General features: G+C 43.4%; 19 protein-coding genes. 8 read left to right on the top strand and 11 right to left on the bottom strand.

Going from position 1 to position 21,819, the window contains the following annotated elements; all coding sequences use genetic code 11:
* Positions 1 to 15: 15 nt before the first annotated feature.
* The 6 genes from rsgA to ACM0OZ_RS15585 form a co-directional block, all read right to left on the bottom strand.
* The gene (gene rsgA, locus ACM0OZ_RS15610; RefSeq protein WP_414583727.1) at positions 16 to 1,143 is read right to left on the bottom strand and encodes a small ribosomal subunit biogenesis GTPase RsgA; all 1,128 of its coding nucleotides are present in this window, start codon (positions 1,141 to 1,143) and stop codon (positions 16 to 18) included.
* Positions 1,140 to 1,397 (bottom strand): sulfurtransferase TusA family protein, encoded by a 258-nt coding sequence (locus tag ACM0OZ_RS15605; protein WP_041037380.1) that lies wholly within the window; start codon positions 1,395 to 1,397, stop codon positions 1,140 to 1,142. The genes rsgA and ACM0OZ_RS15605 overlap by 4 nt, the downstream gene beginning before the upstream one ends.
* Complete coding sequence (gene dnaJ, locus ACM0OZ_RS15600) at positions 1,394 to 2,527, bottom strand: molecular chaperone DnaJ (RefSeq protein WP_414583726.1); 1,134 nt, start codon at positions 2,525 to 2,527, stop codon at positions 1,394 to 1,396. Before dnaJ ends, ACM0OZ_RS15605 begins: the two co-directional genes overlap by 4 nt.
* Positions 2,528 to 3,291: 764 nt before the next feature.
* Positions 3,292 to 5,247: a molecular chaperone DnaK gene (gene dnaK, locus ACM0OZ_RS15595; protein WP_414583725.1), complete on the bottom strand. Its 1,956-nt coding sequence runs from the start codon at positions 5,245 to 5,247 to the stop codon at positions 3,292 to 3,294.
* Between the two features lie 208 nt (positions 5,248 to 5,455).
* On the bottom strand, positions 5,456 to 6,205 hold the full coding sequence (gene grpE / locus ACM0OZ_RS15590; RefSeq protein ID WP_414583748.1) for a nucleotide exchange factor GrpE: 750 nt from the start codon (positions 6,203 to 6,205) through the stop codon (positions 5,456 to 5,458).
* 595 nt (positions 6,206 to 6,800) lie between these two features.
* The gene (locus tag ACM0OZ_RS15585) at positions 6,801 to 7,286 is read right to left on the bottom strand and encodes a TetR/AcrR family transcriptional regulator (RefSeq protein ID WP_414583724.1); all 486 of its coding nucleotides are present in this window, start codon (positions 7,284 to 7,286) and stop codon (positions 6,801 to 6,803) included.
* A gap of 83 nt (positions 7,287 to 7,369) precedes the next feature.
* Here ACM0OZ_RS15585 and ACM0OZ_RS15580 point away from each other — a divergent pair, with 83 nt between their 5' ends.
* From ACM0OZ_RS15580 to ACM0OZ_RS15550, 7 genes are all read left to right on the top strand, one after another.
* Positions 7,370 to 7,867 carry a hypothetical protein gene (locus tag ACM0OZ_RS15580; protein WP_414583723.1) on the top strand — a complete coding sequence of 166 codons (498 nt, stop codon included), beginning with the start codon at positions 7,370 to 7,372 and terminating at the stop codon, positions 7,865 to 7,867.
* Between the two features lie 262 nt (positions 7,868 to 8,129).
* Entirely contained in the window at positions 8,130 to 8,357 is a 228-nt protein-coding gene (locus ACM0OZ_RS15575; RefSeq protein WP_414583722.1) for a hypothetical protein, read from the top strand.
* Complete coding sequence (locus ACM0OZ_RS15570; RefSeq protein ID WP_414583721.1) at positions 8,347 to 8,736, top strand: type II toxin-antitoxin system VapC family toxin; 390 nt, start codon at positions 8,347 to 8,349, stop codon at positions 8,734 to 8,736. Before ACM0OZ_RS15575 ends, ACM0OZ_RS15570 begins: the two co-directional genes overlap by 11 nt.
* Before the next feature lie 152 nt (positions 8,737 to 8,888).
* Positions 8,889 to 10,901, top strand: coding sequence for a GspE/PulE family protein (locus tag ACM0OZ_RS15565; RefSeq protein ID WP_414583720.1), 2,013 nt, complete (start codon positions 8,889 to 8,891; stop codon positions 10,899 to 10,901).
* Positions 10,902 to 10,965: 64 nt separating this feature from the next.
* Positions 10,966 to 12,084: a type IV pilus twitching motility protein PilT gene (locus tag ACM0OZ_RS15560; RefSeq protein ID WP_414583719.1), complete on the top strand. Its 1,119-nt coding sequence runs from the start codon at positions 10,966 to 10,968 to the stop codon at positions 12,082 to 12,084.
* Positions 12,085 to 12,326: 242 nt separating this feature from the next.
* Positions 12,327 to 13,541, top strand: a complete 1,215-nt coding sequence (locus tag ACM0OZ_RS15555) for a type II secretion system F family protein (RefSeq protein WP_414583718.1) — start codon at positions 12,327 to 12,329, stop codon at positions 13,539 to 13,541.
* Positions 13,542 to 13,771: 230 nt separating this feature from the next.
* Positions 13,772 to 14,326, top strand: coding sequence for a hypothetical protein (locus tag ACM0OZ_RS15550; protein ID WP_414583717.1), 555 nt, complete (start codon positions 13,772 to 13,774; stop codon positions 14,324 to 14,326).
* Positions 14,327 to 14,476: 150 nt separating this feature from the next.
* Here ACM0OZ_RS15550 and ACM0OZ_RS15545 read toward each other — a convergent pair whose 3' ends face one another.
* From ACM0OZ_RS15545 to ACM0OZ_RS15535, 3 genes are all read right to left on the bottom strand, one after another.
* A complete protein-coding gene (locus ACM0OZ_RS15545) occupies positions 14,477 to 16,000 on the bottom strand; it encodes a VanZ family protein (RefSeq protein WP_414583747.1) in 1,524 nt (507 codons plus the stop codon).
* 213 nt (positions 16,001 to 16,213) lie between these two features.
* Positions 16,214 to 17,416 (bottom strand): MFS transporter, encoded by a 1,203-nt coding sequence (locus ACM0OZ_RS15540; RefSeq protein WP_414583716.1) that lies wholly within the window; start codon positions 17,414 to 17,416, stop codon positions 16,214 to 16,216.
* A gap of 135 nt (positions 17,417 to 17,551) precedes the next feature.
* Positions 17,552 to 17,866, bottom strand: a complete 315-nt coding sequence (locus ACM0OZ_RS15535; protein WP_414583715.1) for a hypothetical protein — start codon at positions 17,864 to 17,866, stop codon at positions 17,552 to 17,554.
* Positions 17,867 to 18,005: 139 nt separating this feature from the next.
* Here ACM0OZ_RS15535 and ACM0OZ_RS15530 point away from each other — a divergent pair, with 139 nt between their 5' ends.
* Entirely contained in the window at positions 18,006 to 19,175 is a 1,170-nt protein-coding gene (locus ACM0OZ_RS15530) for a LacI family DNA-binding transcriptional regulator (protein ID WP_414583714.1), read from the top strand.
* A 1,041-nt stretch (positions 19,176 to 20,216) separates the two neighbouring features.
* Here the strand turns inward: ACM0OZ_RS15530 and ACM0OZ_RS15525 are convergent.
* Together ACM0OZ_RS15525 and ACM0OZ_RS15520 are read right to left on the bottom strand one after the other, a co-directional pair.
* A complete protein-coding gene (locus ACM0OZ_RS15525) occupies positions 20,217 to 20,753 on the bottom strand; it encodes a formylmethanofuran dehydrogenase subunit E family protein (RefSeq protein WP_414583713.1) in 537 nt (178 codons plus the stop codon).
* Positions 20,754 to 20,793: 40 nt separating this feature from the next.
* Positions 20,794 to 21,570, bottom strand: a complete 777-nt coding sequence (locus ACM0OZ_RS15520) for a DUF4198 domain-containing protein (RefSeq protein WP_414583712.1) — start codon at positions 21,568 to 21,570, stop codon at positions 20,794 to 20,796.
* Positions 21,571 to 21,819 lie beyond the last annotated feature (249 nt).

Below are 21,819 nucleotides of genomic sequence, written 5' to 3'. Positions count from 1 at the left end.
TTAACACAACATCGGCTATGATTCTTCACTCTCTTGATACAAGTGTTGCAACTCCTGCAACTGCGTCCTGCGGGAACTACGGCGATATTTTTTAGATTCCAGCTTCGGTTCGTACTGAGTTTGTCCCTTTCCTTTGCTTTTCACCTTGAGAGTGGATTCAGGATCTGCTTGCTGGTTCTGGTGAGTCTGGCGGTCAATCGCTTCTGTTAAGAAATCTAAGTAATGTTGATATCGTTCCCATTCTCCCCGAACGATACACTCCGGTTCGTCTCGGTGTAAACAATCACTAAAACGACAGCTACCAACCGCTAATCTCTGCCTTGCTTCTGGAAAATAACTTGCTAATTCTTCTGGAGGAGAATCAAGGTCAGGTTGGTTAAATCCCGGAGTATCTGCGAGTAAACCCCCGGTAGGCAATTCAAATAATTCTACGTGACGAGTGGTGTGCCGACCCCTTGCTAGTTTGCCAGAAATCTCTCCGACTCGTAAGTTAGCATTGGGAATCAGTCCATTGATGAGGCTGGACTTGCCAACCCCGGAAGGTCCAGCAATCACCGTAATCTGATCTTTGAGCTTGTCTGCTGGTTCGTCAATATTTATACCTTGACCAACACTAATAAATATTGGTTGGTAGCCCCAATTTCCCAACTGGTGATAAATTTCTGCCTGCTGTTCTTTTGAGATTAAATCGCACTTATTCAGGCATAAAATCACATCTATATCGGTAGACTCAGCCTTTACCAAAAATCGGCTGAGTTGGTATGGTTCCAAAGGTGGATCGGCGACGGCAAAAACTAACAGAATTTGGTTCACATTGGCGATCGCCGGACGATCCAATTGACTTTGACGGGGTAAAACGGACGCGATCGCTCCCCGTCCGCCAGCCCAATCTGGTTCTTCCACGACCACGCGATCGCCCACCATAACTTGTTGCCCAATTTTTTTCAGTCGGCTTCTGCGGGTACATAAGAGGATGGGGGCAGGCAAGGGATGAGGAGGATCAGGGGGATTTTGCTCCCTCATCTCCCTCATCTCCCTCATCTCCCCTATCTCTACATCCAGTTGTACTCGATAAAAATTAGCTTGCACGGCTAAGACCGTGCCTATTAACTGGTCAGTAGTTTCTAGTCCTTCCCCTGTCATGAGGCACTATCGGGACGGCGGACTAGCAAGGAAAAATAACCAACGCAGTCTGTGATTTGCTCTACCTGATAGCCCGCCATTGTCAAACTATCAGGAACCTGCTCAATCGGCTCCCCAGGATCTAGCCAGACTTCTAGTAACTCTCCCGGTTGCATTTGCTCCAAACGGAGTTTTGTCCGTACAAAGTTTATCGGGCAAGGGGTGCCGCGCAAATCGAGTTGAGCATTAGGAGTTGAGAGGGCAGATAGACTCATCGTTGGTGAAAAAAGTTTCCCAAAAATCCTTCTAGACCACCTTTACCTGTGCGATCTCCTTTTATTTTAGCGAGCTTCTCCAGTAGTTCACGTTCCTCAGTGGTTAACTTGTTGGGGATATCAATTAACACAGTAATCATGTGGTCGCCACGGCTGACAGGATTCCCCAAACGTGGTACACCACGATTTTCCATTTTCATCACAGTATTTGGCTGAGTTCCAGGTGGAATTAACAATTCCTCTGGTCCATCTACCGTATTTACCTCTAAGCGGCAGCCTAAAATCGCTTGCAGGTAGCTAATTTTGATTTCTGAGAGAATGTTGATGCCATCCCGATGGAATTCCTCATCCTCATTGACAAATAAGTAAACGTATAAATCTCCTGGAGGACCACTGCGTTGACCTGCATCTCCTTCTGAGGAGATTCGTAAGCGTGTGCCGTTGTCCACCCCAGGTGGAATGGAAATTTTCAGTTTCTTCGTGACTTGTTTTGCACCCTTACCGTCACAAGTATCACATTTGTCTTCTATGACCATTCCTGTAGCATTACAGGTGGGACAAGTCGAAACTTGGGTAAAGCTCCCAAAGGGTGTTCTAGTGACGCGACGTACTTGACCTGTTCCAGTACAAGTCGAACAAGTGCGGGGGCGAGTACCTGGTTTTGCTCCAGATCCGCTACAGATTTCACAAGTCTCTAAATGAGAAATGCGAATTTCTTTTTCACCGCCAAATACTGCTTCCCGAAAGTCTAGCTTTAGGTCTAGCCGCAGGTCATCGCCCCGCACTGGTCCACTACGCCGTCTTTGCGTTGTCCCACCCATACCGCCAGCAAAACCGCTGAAAATGCTTTCAAAAATATCAGCAAAGCCACCCATGTCGCCGATATCTTGGTAGCCTACACCAGCTCCACCATTTACAGCAGCTTCACCAAAGCGATCGTAACGAGCGCGAACTTCCGGTTCGCTAAGCACTTCATAAGCACGGTTTATTTCTTTAAAGCGCTCTTCAGCTCCCGGTTCTTTGTTCACGTCTGGGTGATACTTCCGGGCTAAGCGGCGGTAGGCGTGTTTGATTTCTTCTTTGTCGGCGTCACGAGAGACACCTAGAATTTCATAATAATCGCGAGCCATATAGCAAAGGTGAAAGTTAAAAGGTAGAAAGCGGCTATGCACAGAGAACAAGGGCAGCAGCGGCTTGTTGCCGAAGCGCGTTAGCTCCACTCTAACGAAAAGCCGCGCTACGCGCGTCTTGTGCAAAGTGAGCTCAGAAGTTTGTCAAGGCAGAAGGCAGAAGGCAATGGTTAAGTTTTATTAATACTAAATTATTTTACCTTTTACCCTTTAGAAAAATCACCATAACAGTCTTCAAATCTGAATACTGAGGATATTTTCCTCTGAAGAAGGTTGCCTGCAGTTGTAGACCCAAAGCAGCTTCAGAGAGGGTTTCCCGCTCTCACAGCCAGAAGCATTGCACTTCTCCCTGTTTAATTAAGTGGCAGGCGAGTGGCGTTGCCCAGTAAAAAAATCTGGAATTAGTTTTGAAATCAAAGACTAAATTGAAACCAGAAAAATTTTTACTTGCGCATCAGCACTGATTGATCAGCACTGATAACTGCAACAGGTACTTCCCTCGTGGTAGACGACAAAAGCATCTTTTACAATTGTGCTATGTAGATGGCAAAAACTCCGCTCATTTTACAGACAGGCTACCCGCCCAAAAAAGTGTGGAAAACCCCACAGACATCATGAAATTGCATTTGTACTGTAACATTATTTAGCCGGAAGTATAAACCTCCGGCTAGACAATTCAGTGTTATTACGAGTGATATTATGATGCTCAGTGCTAAATCAAGAATTACCTTTTGAGAATTTATAATTCATAATTCATAATTTCCTTAGTCTATCACTTCATAATCAGCCTGCGTAGTATTTTCGTCATCAAAATCAAAGTTAAATTGTGGTGTTAGCGTTCCATTCACTGGCGCGGCTGCTTCTGAGGTCAATAAAGTATCTGAAGCTTCAGTCATTTCATCGTGGCTATTAACACGGTTATACACCTGGGAGCCAATGGCAAACAAACTTTGCTGGAAGTCATCCAACCGTTGCTTAAATTCTGCTAGGGAAATAGTTTCATCTGTCATTGCTGCTTGTAGCTGTGTCATTTTTTCATTTGCCAAGGCTCTCATCTGGTCGCTAATCAAGTTGCCATTGTTCTTTAATGTCGATTCGTAACTGTATAACAGATTATCCGTCTGGTTTTTGAGTTCAACCAGTTGTATGCGTCTTTTGTCTTGTTCGGCAAACATTTCGGCTTGTTGCCGCATTCTTTCGACTTCGTTGGCACTCAAGCCACCTGTATTGGTAATCCGAATACTTTGTTCTCGAAGAGTGCCTTTGTCTTGTGCTGAAACTTTGAGAATGCCATTGACATCAATTTCAAAAGAGACTTCAATTTGCGGTACACCACGAGGAGTCGGCGGAATTCCCGCGAGAAGAAATTTACCCAAACTCTTGTTGTCTCGTGCCATTGCCCGTTCACCTTGAAGGACGTGAATTTCCACTGAGTTTTGCCCATCGATTGCTGTGGAAAAGACTTGGGACTTACTGGTTGGAATTGTGGTGTTACGTTCGATAATTTTGGTGAACACTTCTCCCAAAGTTTCAATACCTAAAGACAAGGGCGTGACATCTAACAAAAGCAAATTATCAACTTCACCACCCAGCACCCCAGCTTGGATAGCTGCGCCTAGTGCGACTGCTTCGTCGGGGCTGACAGAGCGATCTGGAGTTTTGCCATTAAAAAATTTGATCAAGGCATTTTGCACCGCAGGAATGCGAGTGGAACCGCCCACCAAAATAATCCGGTCGATATCTTGTGGTTTGAGTTCCGCGTCTTTCAGCGCTTGAGTCATCGGTTCAATGGTGGCTTCCACCAGATGTGCCGTTAACTCTTCAAATTTGGCGCGGCTGAGTTCCATCTCCAGATGCTTGGGACCGGTTTCATCAGCGGTAATGAAAGGCAAGTTAATTGAAGTACTGAGCATACTGGAAAGTTCAATTTTTGCTTTTTCCGCTGCTTCCCGCAAGCGTTGCAAAGCCATTTTGTCCTGAGACAGGTCAACTTTCTGTTCCTGCTGGAAACGTTCCATCATCCAGCGTACGATACAGTTATCAAAATCGTCCCCACCCAGGTGGTTGTTACCACCTGTCGCCTTAACTTCAAACACTCCATCCCCAAGTTGTAGGATAGAGACATCGAAAGTACCGCCTCCCAAGTCAAATACCAGAACGATCTGCTCTTGCTCAAGCTTTTCCAACCCAAAGGCTAAAGCCGCTGCAGTTGGTTCATTGATAATTCTTAAAACTTCTAGTCCGGCAATAGTGCCAGCGTCTTTAGTTGCTTGTCTTTGACCATCTGTAAAATATGCTGGTACTGTGATCACTACCTGAGTTACAGGTTCACCCAAGAAGTTTTCCGCATCCTGTTTTAGCTTTTGTAGGATCATGGCGGAGATTTCTTGTGGTGTATAGTGATGTCCACGAATCTCGACATCAACAGTATCGTCTCGACCTTTGACACAGGTGTAAGGTACACGATCGCGTTCAACTGCGGTGTCATCCCAGCGACGACCGATAAATCGCTTGATACTGAAAATTGTGTTTTCGGCGTTCGTGACAGCTTGACGCTTTGCCAGTTGACCGATTAAGCGTTCAGTGCCTTTAGCAAATCCCACAATACTAGGAGTCGTTCGTCCGCCTTCTGAATTAGCAATGACAATCGCTTGACCACCTTCGAGAACCGCGACACAACTGTTGGTAGTGCCTAAGTCGATCCCAATAACTTTTCCCATAAATATCGGTATTTTTATCGGTATTTTTACTGAGTGCTTTTCGCTTGAAGTTTTAAGCGCCATCCGGTGTTAGCGCTACACAAACACCGGTCAAGGCTGCTCAACTTCGGGCGTGATGTTTCGCGGACTATTTTTGTTTGTGGTTAGATATGCGATGCTCGCCCAAGTTTGCCAGGCACTTTTGGTCAGTAAGGCGAGCGACTACAGCTTAGCTGTTAGCTGGGCTCGACTGATTTTCTTCAGAAGAGGGTGCATCTTCCTTTGGAGCAGCCACCTTCACCATTGCATGGCGCAGCACGCGATCGCCCAAGTAATATCCGCGTACTAACTCTTCTAACACTGTTCCTTCAGGATATTCATCCGTAGGTTCGCGCAATACTGCTTCGTGCAGATTTGGATCAAAGGGTTGACCTTCAGGACGCATTGGTGATACACCCAAACGCTTTAAGCTATCAACTAATAGCTTGTAAACGCCTTGGTAGCTCTTATGAATGGTCATTTCCCCATCATTTTGGGGTTTGATTTGCGACCTTGCCCGTTCAAAATTATCGACGATTGGCAGTAATTCAGTAATTGTGTTCCGCTTCACCTGCTGTTCCAAGTCTTCTTTCTCTTTTTGATTTCGTTTGCGGTAATTCTCAAAATCAGCCACAATCCGCAAATATTGAGTGTTACGCTCTTCTACCTGCGCTTTTAGGGACTCAATTTGTTGATTGACTGCTGGTTCTTTGGCTGTGGACTCATTACCAGCAGCCTCAGTTGCAGCAACACCACTATCTTCACTCTGCGTAGCTGTATCTCCAGAGACGTTGGCTTGAGTTGACACTTGATCAGTCACTTCGCTTTGGGTTGCGTTGGCATTTATTTCGGCTGTAGAGTCGCTAGTCATTGCTTGCTTTTCCTCGGTTTGTTCACCTAATGGCTGGTTTGTATTGTTTTGCTGTTGCTCGTCTATCATTTTGCACTCTTCCCAGATGCTATATTGGGCAGTTATCCCCATATTTTGCAGCTCTTAAATTCAGCTACAAAAAGCGGTCACCTAAAGTATCAAGTTATGAACTCAAGGCAAAAGAGTGTAGACGCCCGGAGGACGGCTTCCCGTAGGATTGTAGGAAGTATGAAGTGAAGTACGGAATATTTCATCCTTCATTCTTCATCCTTTAGCCTTTATTTGGTCACCGTCATCTATTTTGACAAATGCTGAGTGCGTTAGCGTATACGCTCCTAGGGCGGCTTTCCGTAAGGTAAAGGAGCTGCAAAGAGCGGACGCTTGCTTTATCTGACAGGTTATTGTTTTTTGCCAGATAAAGCAAGTGTGAAGTCTCTACATGAAATACAGGGTTTTTTCGTACGTAAAATGTATTACTTTATAAAAATTTATTTTCTAGGGCTTACGCAATAACTCTGGTGAAACTCTTATTTCTTTGTGTCCTTTGCGTCCTTGGCGGTTCGTTTTTCATAATGCATGCGTAAGTCCTGTTTTCTTGACTTACCCTGAGACAAGCAAAAGTTTTTCTGGCAGGCGCTCTAGGACACGCTCAAAGAGTACAGTATTATCTAAACTTCGAGCTAGTATAAGAGAACCCTGAATTTGCAAGCATAGCATCTTCGGCTCTTTGCTGTGCTTGAGAACGCTCAATTCCCGCTTCCATCAATACTTGCACTAGGGTATCAATCCAAACATTAAAGGCATTCTGAATTTTGTTGTGAAACAAGTTTTTCGCTTCACCAAGGGCAAGCACTGCTAAAAGACAACTTTGTTTGCCACCACTATAAAGTTTATCCACATTTGTTGTCATCACACGAATTCGGTCAACGGGTTCGCCACTGTTGCGTAACGCTTCGATAATGCTGGCTTCTTGGCGATCGCTCATCGACTTAAGAACAACCGCCGCCATTTCTTCCTTGCCTTTGGGGAAATGGTGATACAGGCTGGCTTTACCTAAACCTGTGGCTTCTGACAGTCGTGCTAGGGTTGCACCTTCGTAACCGTATTGCCGAAACACCCTTGTCAATTGGGCAATTATAGTCAACCCCACCGAAAGGTTATCTTCTGTCTCTATCTTTTCGGTGTTCCGAGTTTGTCAGTGGAGCGATCGCAGATTCTCTTCAAGTTGAATTGGTGTTGAAGTCCAAAAATAGTGTTATTTGTGACTACATTTACTTAAAAAGTGATCTGGAAGAACGTCGTCCTAGTGATCCTGACAGGACTTTTGCGGTAGGAGATTTCACTACACTCTTTCAAAAAGCTATCACTACTGTTGACCTGATCTTTCGTAATGGAGTGAATTGGGAAGCCTTTGCATACTCCTTCCGACAACTTCAAGTTAAAGCTGACACAACAGACCTTATCATTCAATCTATTGAAAACAAAGGGGATGGGAATTTTGTGATCCGAGTGAGTGTGCCTCCCAATGCAGACAAGGTAGAAGTCGAACAGTATTTTAAGCGAGAATACCAGACGGCTTTGAAGGCGATGGAGGAAAAGTATCGATACCAGTTACAGGCAAAAGATAGGGAGATAGAACTTTATCGACAGCAAAATGAAAGTCTTTGGGAAATGGCGAAACTTATGGCTAGCAGAACTGTTGATGTTAAATCAATAACACCTGAATCTTGATAGTAGGTAGCACTGCCCGCGAGTCTTCTGTGAAAATCAGTTGCTACACTCAGAGGGCTAACAAATCGTTGGAGCGGACAGAACAGAGGTTGTCGGTTAGAATTCAAAGCTATCTGCCGCCGCTCAACTCAACTGTTAGCCTGTTGAGTTATCGGTAGGGACTCTCCTTGAATGCTGCCGATGGGGTGTTGAGTGTTCATCAACTTCGCAGTCAAACTCAGCCCGACTAAAATATGTTTAGGATATTGGGCAGGAGAGTGAAATGGATACCTCTATTCTTGACAAGGTGGTTGAGCAACTGAGAGCCATGCCCCAAAGTTTGCAGCAGCAGGTGCTCGAATTTGCAGTTGCTTTGGCAGGTTCAACAATTCAAGGTGTTCCAGGTCAGCAATTGCTGCGTTTTGCTGGTGCAATACCATCAGATGACATCCAGTTGATGCGCGAAGCAATTGAAGAAGACTGTGAACAGGTTGACACCAATGAATGGTAGATATCTGCTGGATAGTAACATTATTATTGCTCTGTTTGCAGATGAGATGACGGTCAAAAACAGCCTTGCACAAGCAGACGAGGTCTTTATCCCAAGTATTGCCGTTGGCGAGTTGTGTTATGGTGCAAAAAAATCGGGACGCTCAAAAGAGAATTTAGAACGTATTGATGAGTTGATAGCTAACAGTGCTGTACTTGGATGTGACGCAGAAACCTCTCGTTATTATGGGGAGATCAAGAATAAGCTACGCCTAAAAGGGCGACCGTTACCCGAAAACGACATATGGATTGCAGCACTTGCACTTCAATATAATCTGACATTAGTTACACGCGATGCTCACTTTCAAGAGATTGAAAATCTCCAAACAGTTGCTTGGTAAGGCAATTGCTGCTGGCTAACAAATCGCTGCAAATGCGTAACTCTAAACGACTTAAAAAACTTTTGCCTAAATTTAACTGAGTATATGTGTCAATTCTAACTGCCAGTTTGGGAATACTCTAATCAGAGGTTTCTGCAACGAATTGCTCACATATGACCCAATCGTCATCACAAAGACGTAGTACTGCTCTTACTACAAGAATAGAGTTTTCGCCCTTCGGCAACAAGCTGGTGCAATCTGGCTTTGTCAATAGCGAACAAATGAGACAGGCGTTGATTGAAAGCCGCAAGTCTGGCAGACCTTTGACACAAGTGCTGGAATCAATTTCAGGACGCCAGCTCTCACCAGAGTTATATAGGCTACACAAAAAGCAGCAGTTATTTGAACTCAAAATACTCTACGGTGTTGAGTCCCTCGATCTGGAAGTTAGGCAAGTTGGCAAAACAAAAATTGGTCAACTGATTGATACTCTCATTCCGGTGGATATCTGTCGTCGCCATCACTTGGTACCACTTGCTAAGAATGAAGACCAAAACCCGCCCTCTGTTTTGGTGGCGATGGTAGATCCGGATAACCTAGACGCTTGCGATGATTTGAACCGCATTTTGCGCCCACAGGGATGGGCTTTGCAGCGGATGGTAATCACCCAAGAAGATTACCAGCAACTGATTAACCAATATTTAGATGAACTGACTGTTAAACAAAAGAACTTAGAACAGGAAAAGTCTACAGATATCAACCAAGATTTAGAAAATATTGAAAATCTTAATTTAGATGATGCCCCTGAAGATAAGGATACTGACTTGGGCGCAGCGATGAAGGGTGCCCAGGATGCCCCGGTAATCAATTTAGTTAACAGAATCCTTGCCAGAGGACTACATGAGAGGGCTTCTGATATTCACGTAGAACCGCAGGAAGACAACTTACGCATTCGCTTTCGTAAGGATGGTGTGCTGCGTCAGGCTTTCGACCCTCTGCCCAAAAAAATTATTCCTGCTGTCATAGCTCGTTTCAAAATTATTGCTAACTTAGATATTGCTGAACGGCGTGTCCCTCAAGACGGACGCATTAGGCGAGTGTTTGAGGGACGCAAGGTAGACTTCCGCGTCAGTACCTTGCCCAGTCGCTACGGTGAAAAGGTAGCACTGCGGATTTTGGATAATTCTGCAACCCAACTCGGATTAGATAAGTTAATTACTGATCCAGAAACTTTGCAAATTGTCCAGGAGATGGTTAGCCGTCCCTTTGGTCTAATTCTAGTAACCGGACCGACAGGTTCTGGTAAAACAACAACGCTGTATTCGGCTTTGTCAGAACGGAACTCTCCAGGCATCAACATCTGTACGGTTGAAGACCCAATTGAGTACAGTTTACCTGGAATTACGCAAGTGCAGGTAATTCGGGAAAAAGGGCTAGATTTTGCAACAACTTTGCGAGCTTTTTTGCGGCAAGATCCCGATGTGCTTTTAGTGGGTGAGACGCGAGACAAGGAAACGGCAAAAACAGCGATTGAGGCAGCATTGACTGGTCACTTGGTTTTAACAACGTTACATACTAATGATGCTCCAGGGGCGATCGCCCGTTTGGGAGAAATGGGCATTGAGTCTTTCATGATTTCCAGTTCTCTGATTGGCGTGTTGGCACAGCGTCTAGTACGGCGTGTCTGTTCCAATTGTCGCATTCCCTACACTCCCACCTTAGAGGAACTCGCTCGCTACGGTCTATCAGCTTCTCAAGAGGCTGGTGTCACTTTTTACAAAGCTAACACCCTCATTTCAGAGCAAATTCAAGAAGCCAAGGCAAACAATCAGCTTTGCCCAGAATGTAATGGCGTTGGCTACAGAGGACGTTGTGGTGTTTATGAAGTCATGCGAGTCACCGAAAACCTGCAAGCCCTAATTACCGAAGATGCACCAACAGAACGCATCAAAGAAGTGGCGGTGGAAGAAGGGATGAAAACTTTGCTGGCTTACAGCTTGGATTTAGTGCGCCAAGGCGACACCACCTTAGAAGAAGTAGAACGGGTAACGTTCAGCGATACAGGTTTGGAAGCAGAGTTAAAAGCCAAACGCAAGAGCAGTCTGACGTGCCGAACTTGTCAAGCTGGGCTGCAACCCGAATGGCTAGATTGTCCTTACTGCATGACACCACGATTTCAAGATTAGTCATTTGTCCTGAGCTAATCACAAATGAATTTGCAAAAGGAATTTTCAAACAGGAAGCACAAAAATGGAAATAATGATTGAAGATTTAATGAAGCAGTTAATTGAAATGGGCGGTTCGGATTTGCACTTATCCGCAGGTTTGCCTCCCTACTTCCGCGTGAGTGGTAAACTCACACCCATTGGCGACCAACCGTTATCAGCAGATCAATGCCAAAGCCTAATTTTTAGTATGCTCAACAACTCCCAGCATCAAACCTTAGAGCAGAACTGGGAGCTAGATTGTTCTTATGGTATCAAAGGATTAGCTCGTTTTCGGGTCAATGTTTACAAAGAACGTGGTACTTACGCCGCATGTTTACGGGCATTAAGTTCTAAAATTCCTAACTTTGAAAAATTAGGTTTGCCAGATGTTGTGCGGGAAATGTCAGAAAAACCAAGGGGATTAATTTTGGTAACAGGTCCCACGGGTTCTGGGAAAACAACAACCCTAGCCGCAATGATTGACTTAATTAACCGCACCCGTGCAGAGCATATTTTAACAGTAGAAGACCCGATTGAATTTGTTTACGAACCTATTAAAAGTGTGATCCACCAAAGGCAACTTGGTGAGGATACAAAAAGCTTTGCCAATGCTCTTAAAGCAGCGCTGCGGGAAGACCCAGATATCATTTTGCTAGGGGAAATGCGCGACTTAGAAACAATTTCATTGGCTATTTCGGCAGCGGAAACAGGACACTTAGTGTTTGGTACTTTGCACACCAGTTCAGCAGCGCAGACTGTAGACAGAATAATCGACGTTTTCCCCCCAGAAAAACAAACTCAAGTGCGAGTGCAGTTATCTAATTCACTAGTAGCAGTCTTGAGCCAAACTTTGGTTCCGAGAAAAAATCCCAAACCAGAAGAGTTTGGTCGAGTGATGGCTCAAGAAATTATGGTTGTGACTCCGGCTATTTCTAACTTGATTCGTGAAGGAAAAACATCTCAAATTTATTCCGCTATCCAGACTGGCGGAAAATTCGGGATGCGAACTTTAGAAAAGGTTTTAGCAGATTTATATAAAGCAGGAGTTATCTCCTTGGAAACGGCAATATCTAAAACTTCTAGGGCGGATGAAATTCAGCGTATGATCGGTGGTGCACAACCAGCAGGGGCAAGACCAGGAGTCGCTGTAAAACCACATTAAAAAGTTCAAGTCAAAACGCATAAAACTAGAAAAAATACTTTTTAATATTCAGATTTGACTTAAATAATCTGAGAAAATTTATTTTCTAAAAGTATGATTGATAGATATTTAGAACCACCACACAGATGCATGCAGATAAATTATCTGTGTCCATCTGTGTCCATCTGTGGTTTAATTTGAAAAAAATCTTGGCTTTTGGACTCTTGTTAAATGACTAATTCATTGTTTTGAATTTTTAGACCATGCCAACATTTATTGCCCGTGTTAGGGACTCGCAAGGAAAATCAAAAATAGAAAAAATTAGGGCTGACTCCTTAGCTCAAGCCCGTACTCATCTCAGACAGCGAGGTTACGTAGTCCAAGACCTGAAAAAACAACCTCAACGCTTGAATTTAAAACAACTTCAAACCAAATTTACGAACGTTTCAGTCAAGGATAAAGCCGTGTTTTCTCGTCAATTTGCTGCTTTAGTAAATGCGGGAGTGGCAATTGTCAGAAGTTTGGGTGTGTTATCTGAGCAGTGTAGCAACCCTAAACTCAAACAAGCTCTTTTGGGGATTAGCGCCGATGTCCAAAGTGGAATTAATCTTTCTGAGGCAATGCGGAAATATCCTGATTGCTTTGATAATTTGTATGTCAGCATGGTTGAGGCTGGCGAAGTTGGTGGTGTTTTGGACGAAGTGCTAAATCGTTTAGCCAAATTGTTAGAAGACGTTGCTCGATTACAAAATCAAATTAAATCAGCACTGGCTTATCCAGTTGTTGTAGGATTTTTGGCAGTTGCCATTTTTATCGGGATGACCGTTTTTCTCATTCCTATTTTTGCAAATATTTTTAAAGAATTAGGAACTACATTGCCTCCTCTAACGCAGTTTATGTTATGGATAAGTGAAATTTTGAGAAGTTGGCGGCTGTTGCTTGTCATTGGTATTGTGATTGCAGCAGGAATTGCTTATAGACAGTACTACAAAACTCCGGCTGGACGTGAAACTATAGACCGCCTTTATCTAAAAATGCCGTTGTTTGGTGACTTAATCCAAAAATCATCAGTTGCCCGTTTTAGCCGCACGTTTGGTTCTTTAACTCGTTCAGGTGTGCCAATTCTCACTTGCTTAGAAATTGTGCGGGAAACATCAGGAAATCAGGTGATTGCCAACGCCATTGATGCAGCGCGTGCAGAAATTCAACAAGGAGGTATGATTAGCCTTGCCTTGCAAAAAGAAAAAGTTTTTCCTTCTATGGCAATTCAGATGATTAGTATCGGCGAGGAAACTGGTGAATTAGATAGTATGTTGATGAAAATTGCCGATTTTTATGAAGATGAAGTCGAACAGACAGTCAAAGCACTAACCAGCATTTTGGAACCAGTGATGATTGTGGTTTTGGGGGGAATGGTAGGTACAATTTTACTGTCGATGTACCTGCCTATGTTTAAGGTTTTTGATACATTGGGATAGCCAAAGAAAAATGATGAATGATGAACAATACCAAGTTGCGTTCAAAACCTCACCCCTGCCCCTCTCCTTAGTAAGGAGAGGGGTGCCCGTAAGGGCGGGGTGAGGTAAGACCTATGAATGCAACTTAGTATAAGAAAGAATTCCAGAATTCATAATTTCTAACTTTTCTAAAGACTATATTAATCCGATAATTTTGAATTTTGAACTTTGAATTTTGAATCTTTTAATCTATGTCCGTGCAAAAATCGCATTACGAAGCTTGCTTAGCAGAGTACAGCAATTCCCTAAGTGCGATCGCCTTGTTGAAGCAGCATCGTCCATACTTGGAAATGATTCCTAGTTTGCGTTGTCCAGATGAAAGCGTCATCACTATTCCACTTCCAATAGCCCGTCTTCGTGGTAACGTGACTACAGTAGCAGAGGCAACTCGCTTACCTTGTGATTTGGCAATTTTGATGTGTGATCCAGAATGGAAAATCAAAACATCACCTGAAATTCTCATTTTTATTCATCGTCCCCATGAAGATTTTTCTGACTTTTTGGGACGTTGGCGACAAACAGAGGTTTGGCTAGACAAGGACTATGAGTGGCTTATGCCTAACCACTACACACACATACTTAGTGAGGGGACGAATATTATATATCCTCTATTTGTGGTTTATTCAGAAACACCAGAACGTATCAAACGGGGTCTTAAAGGAGCTGAGTTGCCGTTTATAATTCAAACACCAGAATCTCTGGTAGAGGAGAACACAATGGAAATTTTCTCTTCAGAAAGTCCATAAATATCATTAGACAAGATTCCATCTCTTTGATTCCATCTGTGTCCATCTGTGTCCATCTGTGGTTAATTATTCTTTTTTGTGGAATGAATGCAGGAAGTCTATTGTTTGTGTTGGGCGATTGCCCAACAATAGACATCTTTAAACTCGACTTTATAACCTGTTTAGGGCTGCTTTTCTCAGCACCATCGAAGCCCGCCATCTCAAAATTAGTGTCGTCCCGGCTGTAAATAATATACCAAGTAACAGGCTTTTCAGGCTGAGACTTTTGCCGCTATCATTTACCAAAATACTTTCTAGTATCAGGGAAGGTAATAATATTCCGCTAGCAAGCAATAACCTGTTAAAACTTAACTTTCTTTTGGCGAGAGTCGTCAAAAGCGCTAAGCAAAGCCCTAGAGGGATAAAAGTCAGTCCATAGTAAAAAATTTTCTGCTCTTTGGGAACCAATTCCAGCAAATTCAAAGAATAAGCATTTTGTGATTTATCTACGTAAACTTGGATAGTCGCCCCAGAATAAGTGATGACTATCTGATGGGGGTCAGTATCTGCAAAAATACCAGGGATACTTAATTTTGTGTCTGCTCCGTTTGCTCCAGTTATGGGTGTTCGTATTCGTAAGTCTAGGTCACTTCCCTGCTGTCCCAGTGTAAAATTGCGATGAAGAGAATCACCTGAAAGTGAGACTATGCGTGCAGGTCCAGTCTGATCTGTATCAGCAGTAGCAACGGTAGTGATTATTGTAAATTGAGAAGTTTCACGTATCCTTTCACTCAAAAAGGTCGCAGGCTCTCTTGTTTTTAACCAATGGTTAGAACTCAAAGCAACACCTTTTTCATCTTTGTCTGGTGACAGTCCTTGTGACAATAGTTCGGGAAGTTGACCAGTACGATCCTGATAACTTCCTTTACCAGTTAAGTCATAGGAAGCTACCAAAGACTTTCCGATAGTCTTCGAGTCATTTTGGTGATTCAATACTTGTGAAACTTCATTTTTAGAAATTGCTCTGTTAGCAATAGAAACTTCGGAAACATATCCCTGCCAAGGTCTACCACCGGTTTGCTCATTGCCTATCAAAAGTGGATAGTTCAAAGACCAATTGCTCAAATTAGTTGTATGTTGCCAGCCAATTGAAATCAGAAATGATATGAGTATGTATCCAACAAAAAATAAAGTTATTTGTTTGATAGAGTTGGTAGATCTACTATTTCCTCTATGTATTAAGGTATAGATAAAACTTTGTGAGTTCCAGAAATAAAAGCAGATTAAACCTACCAATCCACCTATCGTATTGTTAAAAATATCGGCAGGAGTAGGTGTTCTTGAAGGCAGAAAGACTTGCAATGCTTCAACTGTGAATGATAAGCCTGCACTCACAAGTATAACTGCTAAGAATTGAATGCCCGGTTTCATCTTTATTCTCTCTAAGAGACTGGCAAAACCGAAACCTAAAGGCGCAAACAACAAAACATTGTTTACCTGGTCTTTAAAAAAACTCGAGTTGTCAAAACTGGCAACAAGTTCTGGTAGTGAAAAAGTATCTGGAAAGGAGAAATTAAAGGGAGACAGCGTAGCTACTAGCACCACTAAGATGCTAAGAATGACTAGGATAAAATCTCCGGGAAGTACTGATTGATCTAGGTTAGATAATTGGCTAAAAATTTTGCGTCTCTTCATCATGACCTCTGTTATCTGTCTTTTTATTAATTGATAATTGAACCATTAGCTACTGCTAGACGGTTAAACAAGAGGAATTAACAAAAAGTAAATGAACGGTTTTCTTAATGTTATTTATTCGTCAATCATAATGGGGAAAGAATTCTAAATCTTTCATAAAGACGCCGTAAAGATAAGTTTCCAGAAAATACATTTAATAAATACATTGCGCGATCAGGTTTTTCCGGATCTCAAACTATGCCGCACCAACCACCGATGCAGAACAGCCATAAGAATTACCAATGGCACCATTAACGCTGGAATACTCTCCAAACCAGCACGAGCTGCTACCCAACCAGCGGTAGTTGGTACAGTGGCTGCACCCAAACTGGCAACGCTGGTTACAAACCCGATTGTTGCTGGCACAAGCGAAGTGGGTACGCGCTGTGGCACTAACCAGATTGTTGCCGGAAAGATGGCAGCCAAGGCAAAACCAATCCAAGGCAAGCTCAGTAATTGATTTGGTAATAACCACCACATCACTAAACCACCTACTAGCAATGCCAAGGAAATATCAAGTGTGCGAACTGCACCAAGTCGCTGCATAAAGAACCCAAGGCTGAAGCGCCCAATTGTCAACCCTAGCCAGTAAGCAGTGACGCTGTAACCTGCAACTACTTCCGGTGTGCCACGACCGATGTGTTGAACTGTGTAAGCCCAGTTGCCCAGAGATGCTTCCGTACCCACGTAGACTAGCAGCAACAGCCCTGTTACAAGGACTACGGGTGTTCTAAGGGCTGAACGTAGGTTTGCCCAAGCATTCGTATCGGATGCTTGAACTTGCACGGTCATTGGACTGTAGTGATATACAACAGTCCAAAGGACTCCTGCAACAAGCAGTCCTACAACACTAGCAAACACCAGGTAGATGAGTCGCCAGCCAAGCCCTAGCAAAAGAAGCGTGGTGGCAACAGCAGGTCCGAGTAATGCACCAATCCCATAGAAGGCATGCAACACACCAATCAGATTAGCATTGCGTTGGTCATTAACGATGTAGGCGTTAATACCAGCATCAATCAATCCGATTCCAAGACCCAGCAGTGTTCCACTGGCAACCATGACGAACCAGTAAGCGGTAACCGCGTAGATGATCAGCGCACTCGTAAGCGTGACCGAGGCGAACAACAGCATCCACGCAAGCCCCAGTCGGTTGCTGATTAGGCTACTGGTTAGTGCAGCAACGACATAACCCGCAATTTGGCTAATGAACAAGAATGTAATGGTTGCAGGGGTGAGGTGATAGGTGGACAGGATTGAGGGCAGCAGCACTCCCAGACCTCCCTCGGCAATGCCAATGGCGATAAAGGCATAGAATGCGATCGCCACTCCAATCCAAGCTGGATGATTTGATTGTGGCGATTTTACTCTATTATTCAATTGATTTGACTTGATGGTCCAGATTCTGGTTCTACGCCGAAGCAAACGCTTTACCAATCGAAAAAACATGATTTTGGGGTTAATGTTATGGTTGCTTAAACTTTGGAGACAAAATAATTGTGGCTGATAGTAGTACTACCATGTGTAAGGATCCCAATCACGCTTTTGTGACCTGCGATGGTAACGTTCCTCAAGCCAGATAAGCACTTCTTGCTGAGATTCTAATTGAAAGAACTCATCGCTTACGGGGTCATAGATTTTCCACCAGGCTTTTCCAGATTGGTCTATTGTTTCCGAAATCTGAGGTTCCTCGTTGAACGTCAAGAGGTCTCGGAAATACCCCCAAATCCGATTAAAGAAAGAGAGTGGTTTGAGACTTTGCGTTTGAGGCTTTGGTTCAGTGGAAATGAATTCAAGTTTGTCGTTGCGCCACTGTTGGTAAGTTCTCATGCGAAATCCTCATGGTTAATGGGACTTCTGAATCGATTCAGATAAACACACAGACTATTGTAAGCACTCTATCTTGAACGATCAAGAGGTCGTTAGCTCGATATAGCGGCAAAATTGAGGAAAGATTGTTGTCAAACGTATGCAGCACGATAAGGCACTGAAATCCGTGACTCTACAGGATCTCGCTAAGGCGATCGGAGTGTCGCGAACTACGGTATCGAACGCTTTTAATCGACCTGACCAGATATCTGCAGAATTGCGGGAAAGAGTGCTGGCAATGGCAAAGCAAATGGGCTATGCAGGTCCAAATCCAATGGGGCGGATGTTGCGCACAGGAAAAACAGGTGTCATTGGCTTAGTCTTTTCTGAAGCACTGCCATACGCTTTTCAAGATCCTGTGGCGATCGCCTTTTTACAAGGTGTTTCCAGCGTGTGTGAAAAGGTGAAAGCAAGTCTGTTGATCGTACCTACCCTAGAGAGTGATGCAGCGCAAATGACAATCCAGCAAGCAGCAGTAGATGGATTCATCGTCTACTCGATGCCAGATGATAGCGAGGCTGTGGCGAAAGTCTTGGAAAGAAAACTGCCAGTCATCGTAGTCGATCAGCCAAACCTAAGCGGTGTTCCCTTGGTTCGCATTGATGATCACAAAGCAGCCCGTGAAGCAGCCCTTCACTTACTCGGTCTCAATCACAGAAGACTGGGGATTATCGCGATGGATTTGCTGTCTGACTCTTATGTAGGTCCAGTCAATAGCCAACGACTCGAACGCGCTGCGTTTGAGATTTCGCTGCTGCGCCTACGCGGTTACGAAGATGCAATGCGAGAGGCTGGTCTTGACTTAAGCAAAGTTCCGATTGTAGAGTGTCCGCCTAGAAACAGTGAAGATGATGCTTTTGAAGTTGCGCTGACTTTGCTCAAACAAGATCCAAGACCAACAGGGATTCTTGCCATGTGTGATATTTTGGCAATTGGCGCTTTACGTGCCGCAGAACATCTTGGTTTGTCTGTTCCAAAAGATTTATCGATTGTTGGTTTCGATGATATTCCGTTGGCATCTCAGATCCGACCATCTTTAACAACAATCCAGCAACCACTTATTGAAAAAGGGGCGATCGCCGCTGAACTGCTTCTTGGTATTTCAATCGCTGATAGGGATTCACACAAAACAGCCACTGTCACCTCAGATAAAATACCGCATTTCGTGATGAGTGGTGTGTTCGACTTAAATGAAAATCGGCATAAGGTTCTTGAGACGAAACTAGTTGTGCGAGAATCGTCAGGACCTGCTCCAATACAGTTGAGTTGACATCCTCACCGCCCTAAAAGTGCGGGGAAACCCAAAACTCGCGACTTGGGTTTCTGTTTCATAGCAACTGCCTCTACCCTTAAGGGATTTGGTCTTATGTTCGCTCCACAGACTGTAACGGTGTGTCCCACCGCCATATGTATCGAAATCCAAAAAGGAATTCTTATGCCTGCTTGTTGATTCAAGGGATGGTCACCATTGCCCCATCCAATAATCCCGGTCTACCGATTTTTCTTAAGCGTTGCAATATTTGCAAACTTTGGTGTTAGGGTTTATGTCTCCATCGTCGCGGGTGGGTCAGTGACCTCCTTCATTGTATCAGTAAAGCCGTCCTATAAGGACGGAGTTTTATACCCAAAACTTTTGATAAACCTGAGATAAACTATAAAACATCATACTTACGACTGTTGCAATAATTTTCTGCAACCGCAAACTATTAGTACTTATTAGTACATAATAGATAAGTTTTATCTTGTGTTGTCACCGTGGCAAATTCCACTCCCGTTGGAAGAGTACACAACGACCCGAGTTGTTGTCTACTTTTTCTTCGACGGCAGATGGATTCCAATCAAATTTTGTACCTTGAACAAGGCAATAAAGCTTTGTTATGACGCATTGCTCTCAAATCGGGAAATTTTTTTATTTCCTGTTGACATAGACCCCAACGACTTTTATACACCAAGTTCCAAGTAAATGAAGTAGAATGCTCTTGTCTAAAAAGCCAGACAGAGAGCAAATTTTACTTTTGAATTCTGACGACTGATATCTTACTTTTCACTCTTATGTAGAAAACCTCGCTTCCATTCCTCTCTCCTACGAGGAGAGAGGTTTTGATTTTTCCCCCTTCCCTACTAGGGAAGGGGGCTAGGGGGTTAGGTTTTTCGTGGATTTTTCCACATGGCGTGAAAAGTCAGCCTCATATATTTGGGCGCATCTTCATACAGAATTGGTATGAGTCCTGAACTGTATTGGAACCTGCTTCAGGTATAATCTGAGGCAACGATAGACCTATGATTGAATATTTATTGAATATTTTTAAAGTTATTCTTCTATCTGAAAAAGAGATGGCTGGGGGGCTTTCATGACAGCATCATAGCGCTCTATTCCCTTTTTGTCCTTGTTCCAACCATCCAGCAGCACTCTAGCAGAATTGGGTATTGTGTAGCGAACAGACTCTCCTGTCTTTTTGTGCTTAATCACGACGACTCCAAACAAATCCGCATTGGTTTTACTTGGCAAAACACGCAGCGAATTTTGCCCAGGTGTGGCGACTGTCGCAATCATAATGCCATCGACAACGCAAGGACAGGGTGAGTTTGGACCGTCTTGATAAGTTACGTCTAAATCGCGTGGTTGTGCTTTGAGCTTTTGCTTGGCATCTAATCCAATACGGATGCCTAAGGCAATATAAGTTCCAAACCCACCATGAACTCGTTCCCCTAATGTTACCCACTCTTCTGGTGTTTCTGCCCTCACTTCAATAAGAGAAAATGTCAGGCAGAAACAGGTTAATAAGCTGACGAATAAAGTTGGCTTATTTAGGGCTTGCAACCAAATCATCCAAAATTCAAAATTCAAAATTGGGTGTTAAGCTAAATTCTTTCTTTGAATTTAGCTGTTAAGCTAAATTCTTTTTCTTACGTAATGCCAGCAATCCAACTACACCAAGACCAAGTAATGCCGATGGTTCAAAAACAGAGATTTTTTGGGCTGTAAAGCTACTTTCGTAAGAAATTCTCACATTTCCATCTGACAAAAACGAGTAGCTAGTTTCAATTTGTTGCAACCCTCCAACACCAATGGGGATGGAAAAGTTGCCGTTGTTATCTTTAGAAACTTCTTCACCCAAGTATTCTACTGTCACATCTGAAAGTGGTTGTCCTTGATAGTATACTTGAACTTCCAGATTGTCTCCTTCCTGAACTGCATAAGGATTTTCCAAAGGTATAATTTCCAGTGGCTGGTTGAAGGGTTGCGCTAGAGTGTCAGACCAATCATAAAGAGCTTTGGTGTACTTCAGATTATGACTCACATTTTGGTATTGACTAATTTCAGCTTCTGAAATATTGCGAGATTCATTTTCGGATATTCTGGCATAATAGCCATTATCAAAAAATGCAGTTAACGCTGCTATTTCGCCGTCAGGGGTTAGAGAAAGTCCATCTTGTTTCTGATTAATAGTAAATGGCACTATCTGTCTTGTTGCATCATAAGCTGTGGCTTCCTTAAGTTTTGCCGGAGAATAAGGTAGTGGTCCTTCTTCTGGATGACCATACAATAGATTGTATTCTCCGTTTTGATAATCAAACCAGACAACGTGTGCTGAAGCTGGTTGCAAAAGCAATGGTAGAATTGCACCCGCTAATAGCAATTTTTTCAAATTGCGGATAAGCATCTCAATTTCCTTAATTGAGTTATTACATCATTATTAAACGCAGGTTTTTTGATGCCGAACAATCCCCCTATCAGGGATAGAATTGTTAATAAAAATTTCGATTTTTTATTAATGCTGAATTTTTTATTTGTTCATCCTAATAATCATCAAAAATATGATATTCTACAATGTTTATCTATAACAACCGGACGTTATATCATGTCCGCCTAATTACTTATAATTCCTGCTTTACCTCACCCCAACCCTCTC

It is taken from the genome of Scytonema sp. PCC 10023 (genome assembly GCF_963920835.1).
Taxonomy (GTDB): Bacteria; Cyanobacteriota; Cyanobacteriia; order Cyanobacteriales; family Nostocaceae; genus Kalymmatonema.
The sequence above is the reverse complement of the archived record's forward strand: the minus strand, read 5'-3'. Positions and strand labels throughout refer to the sequence as shown.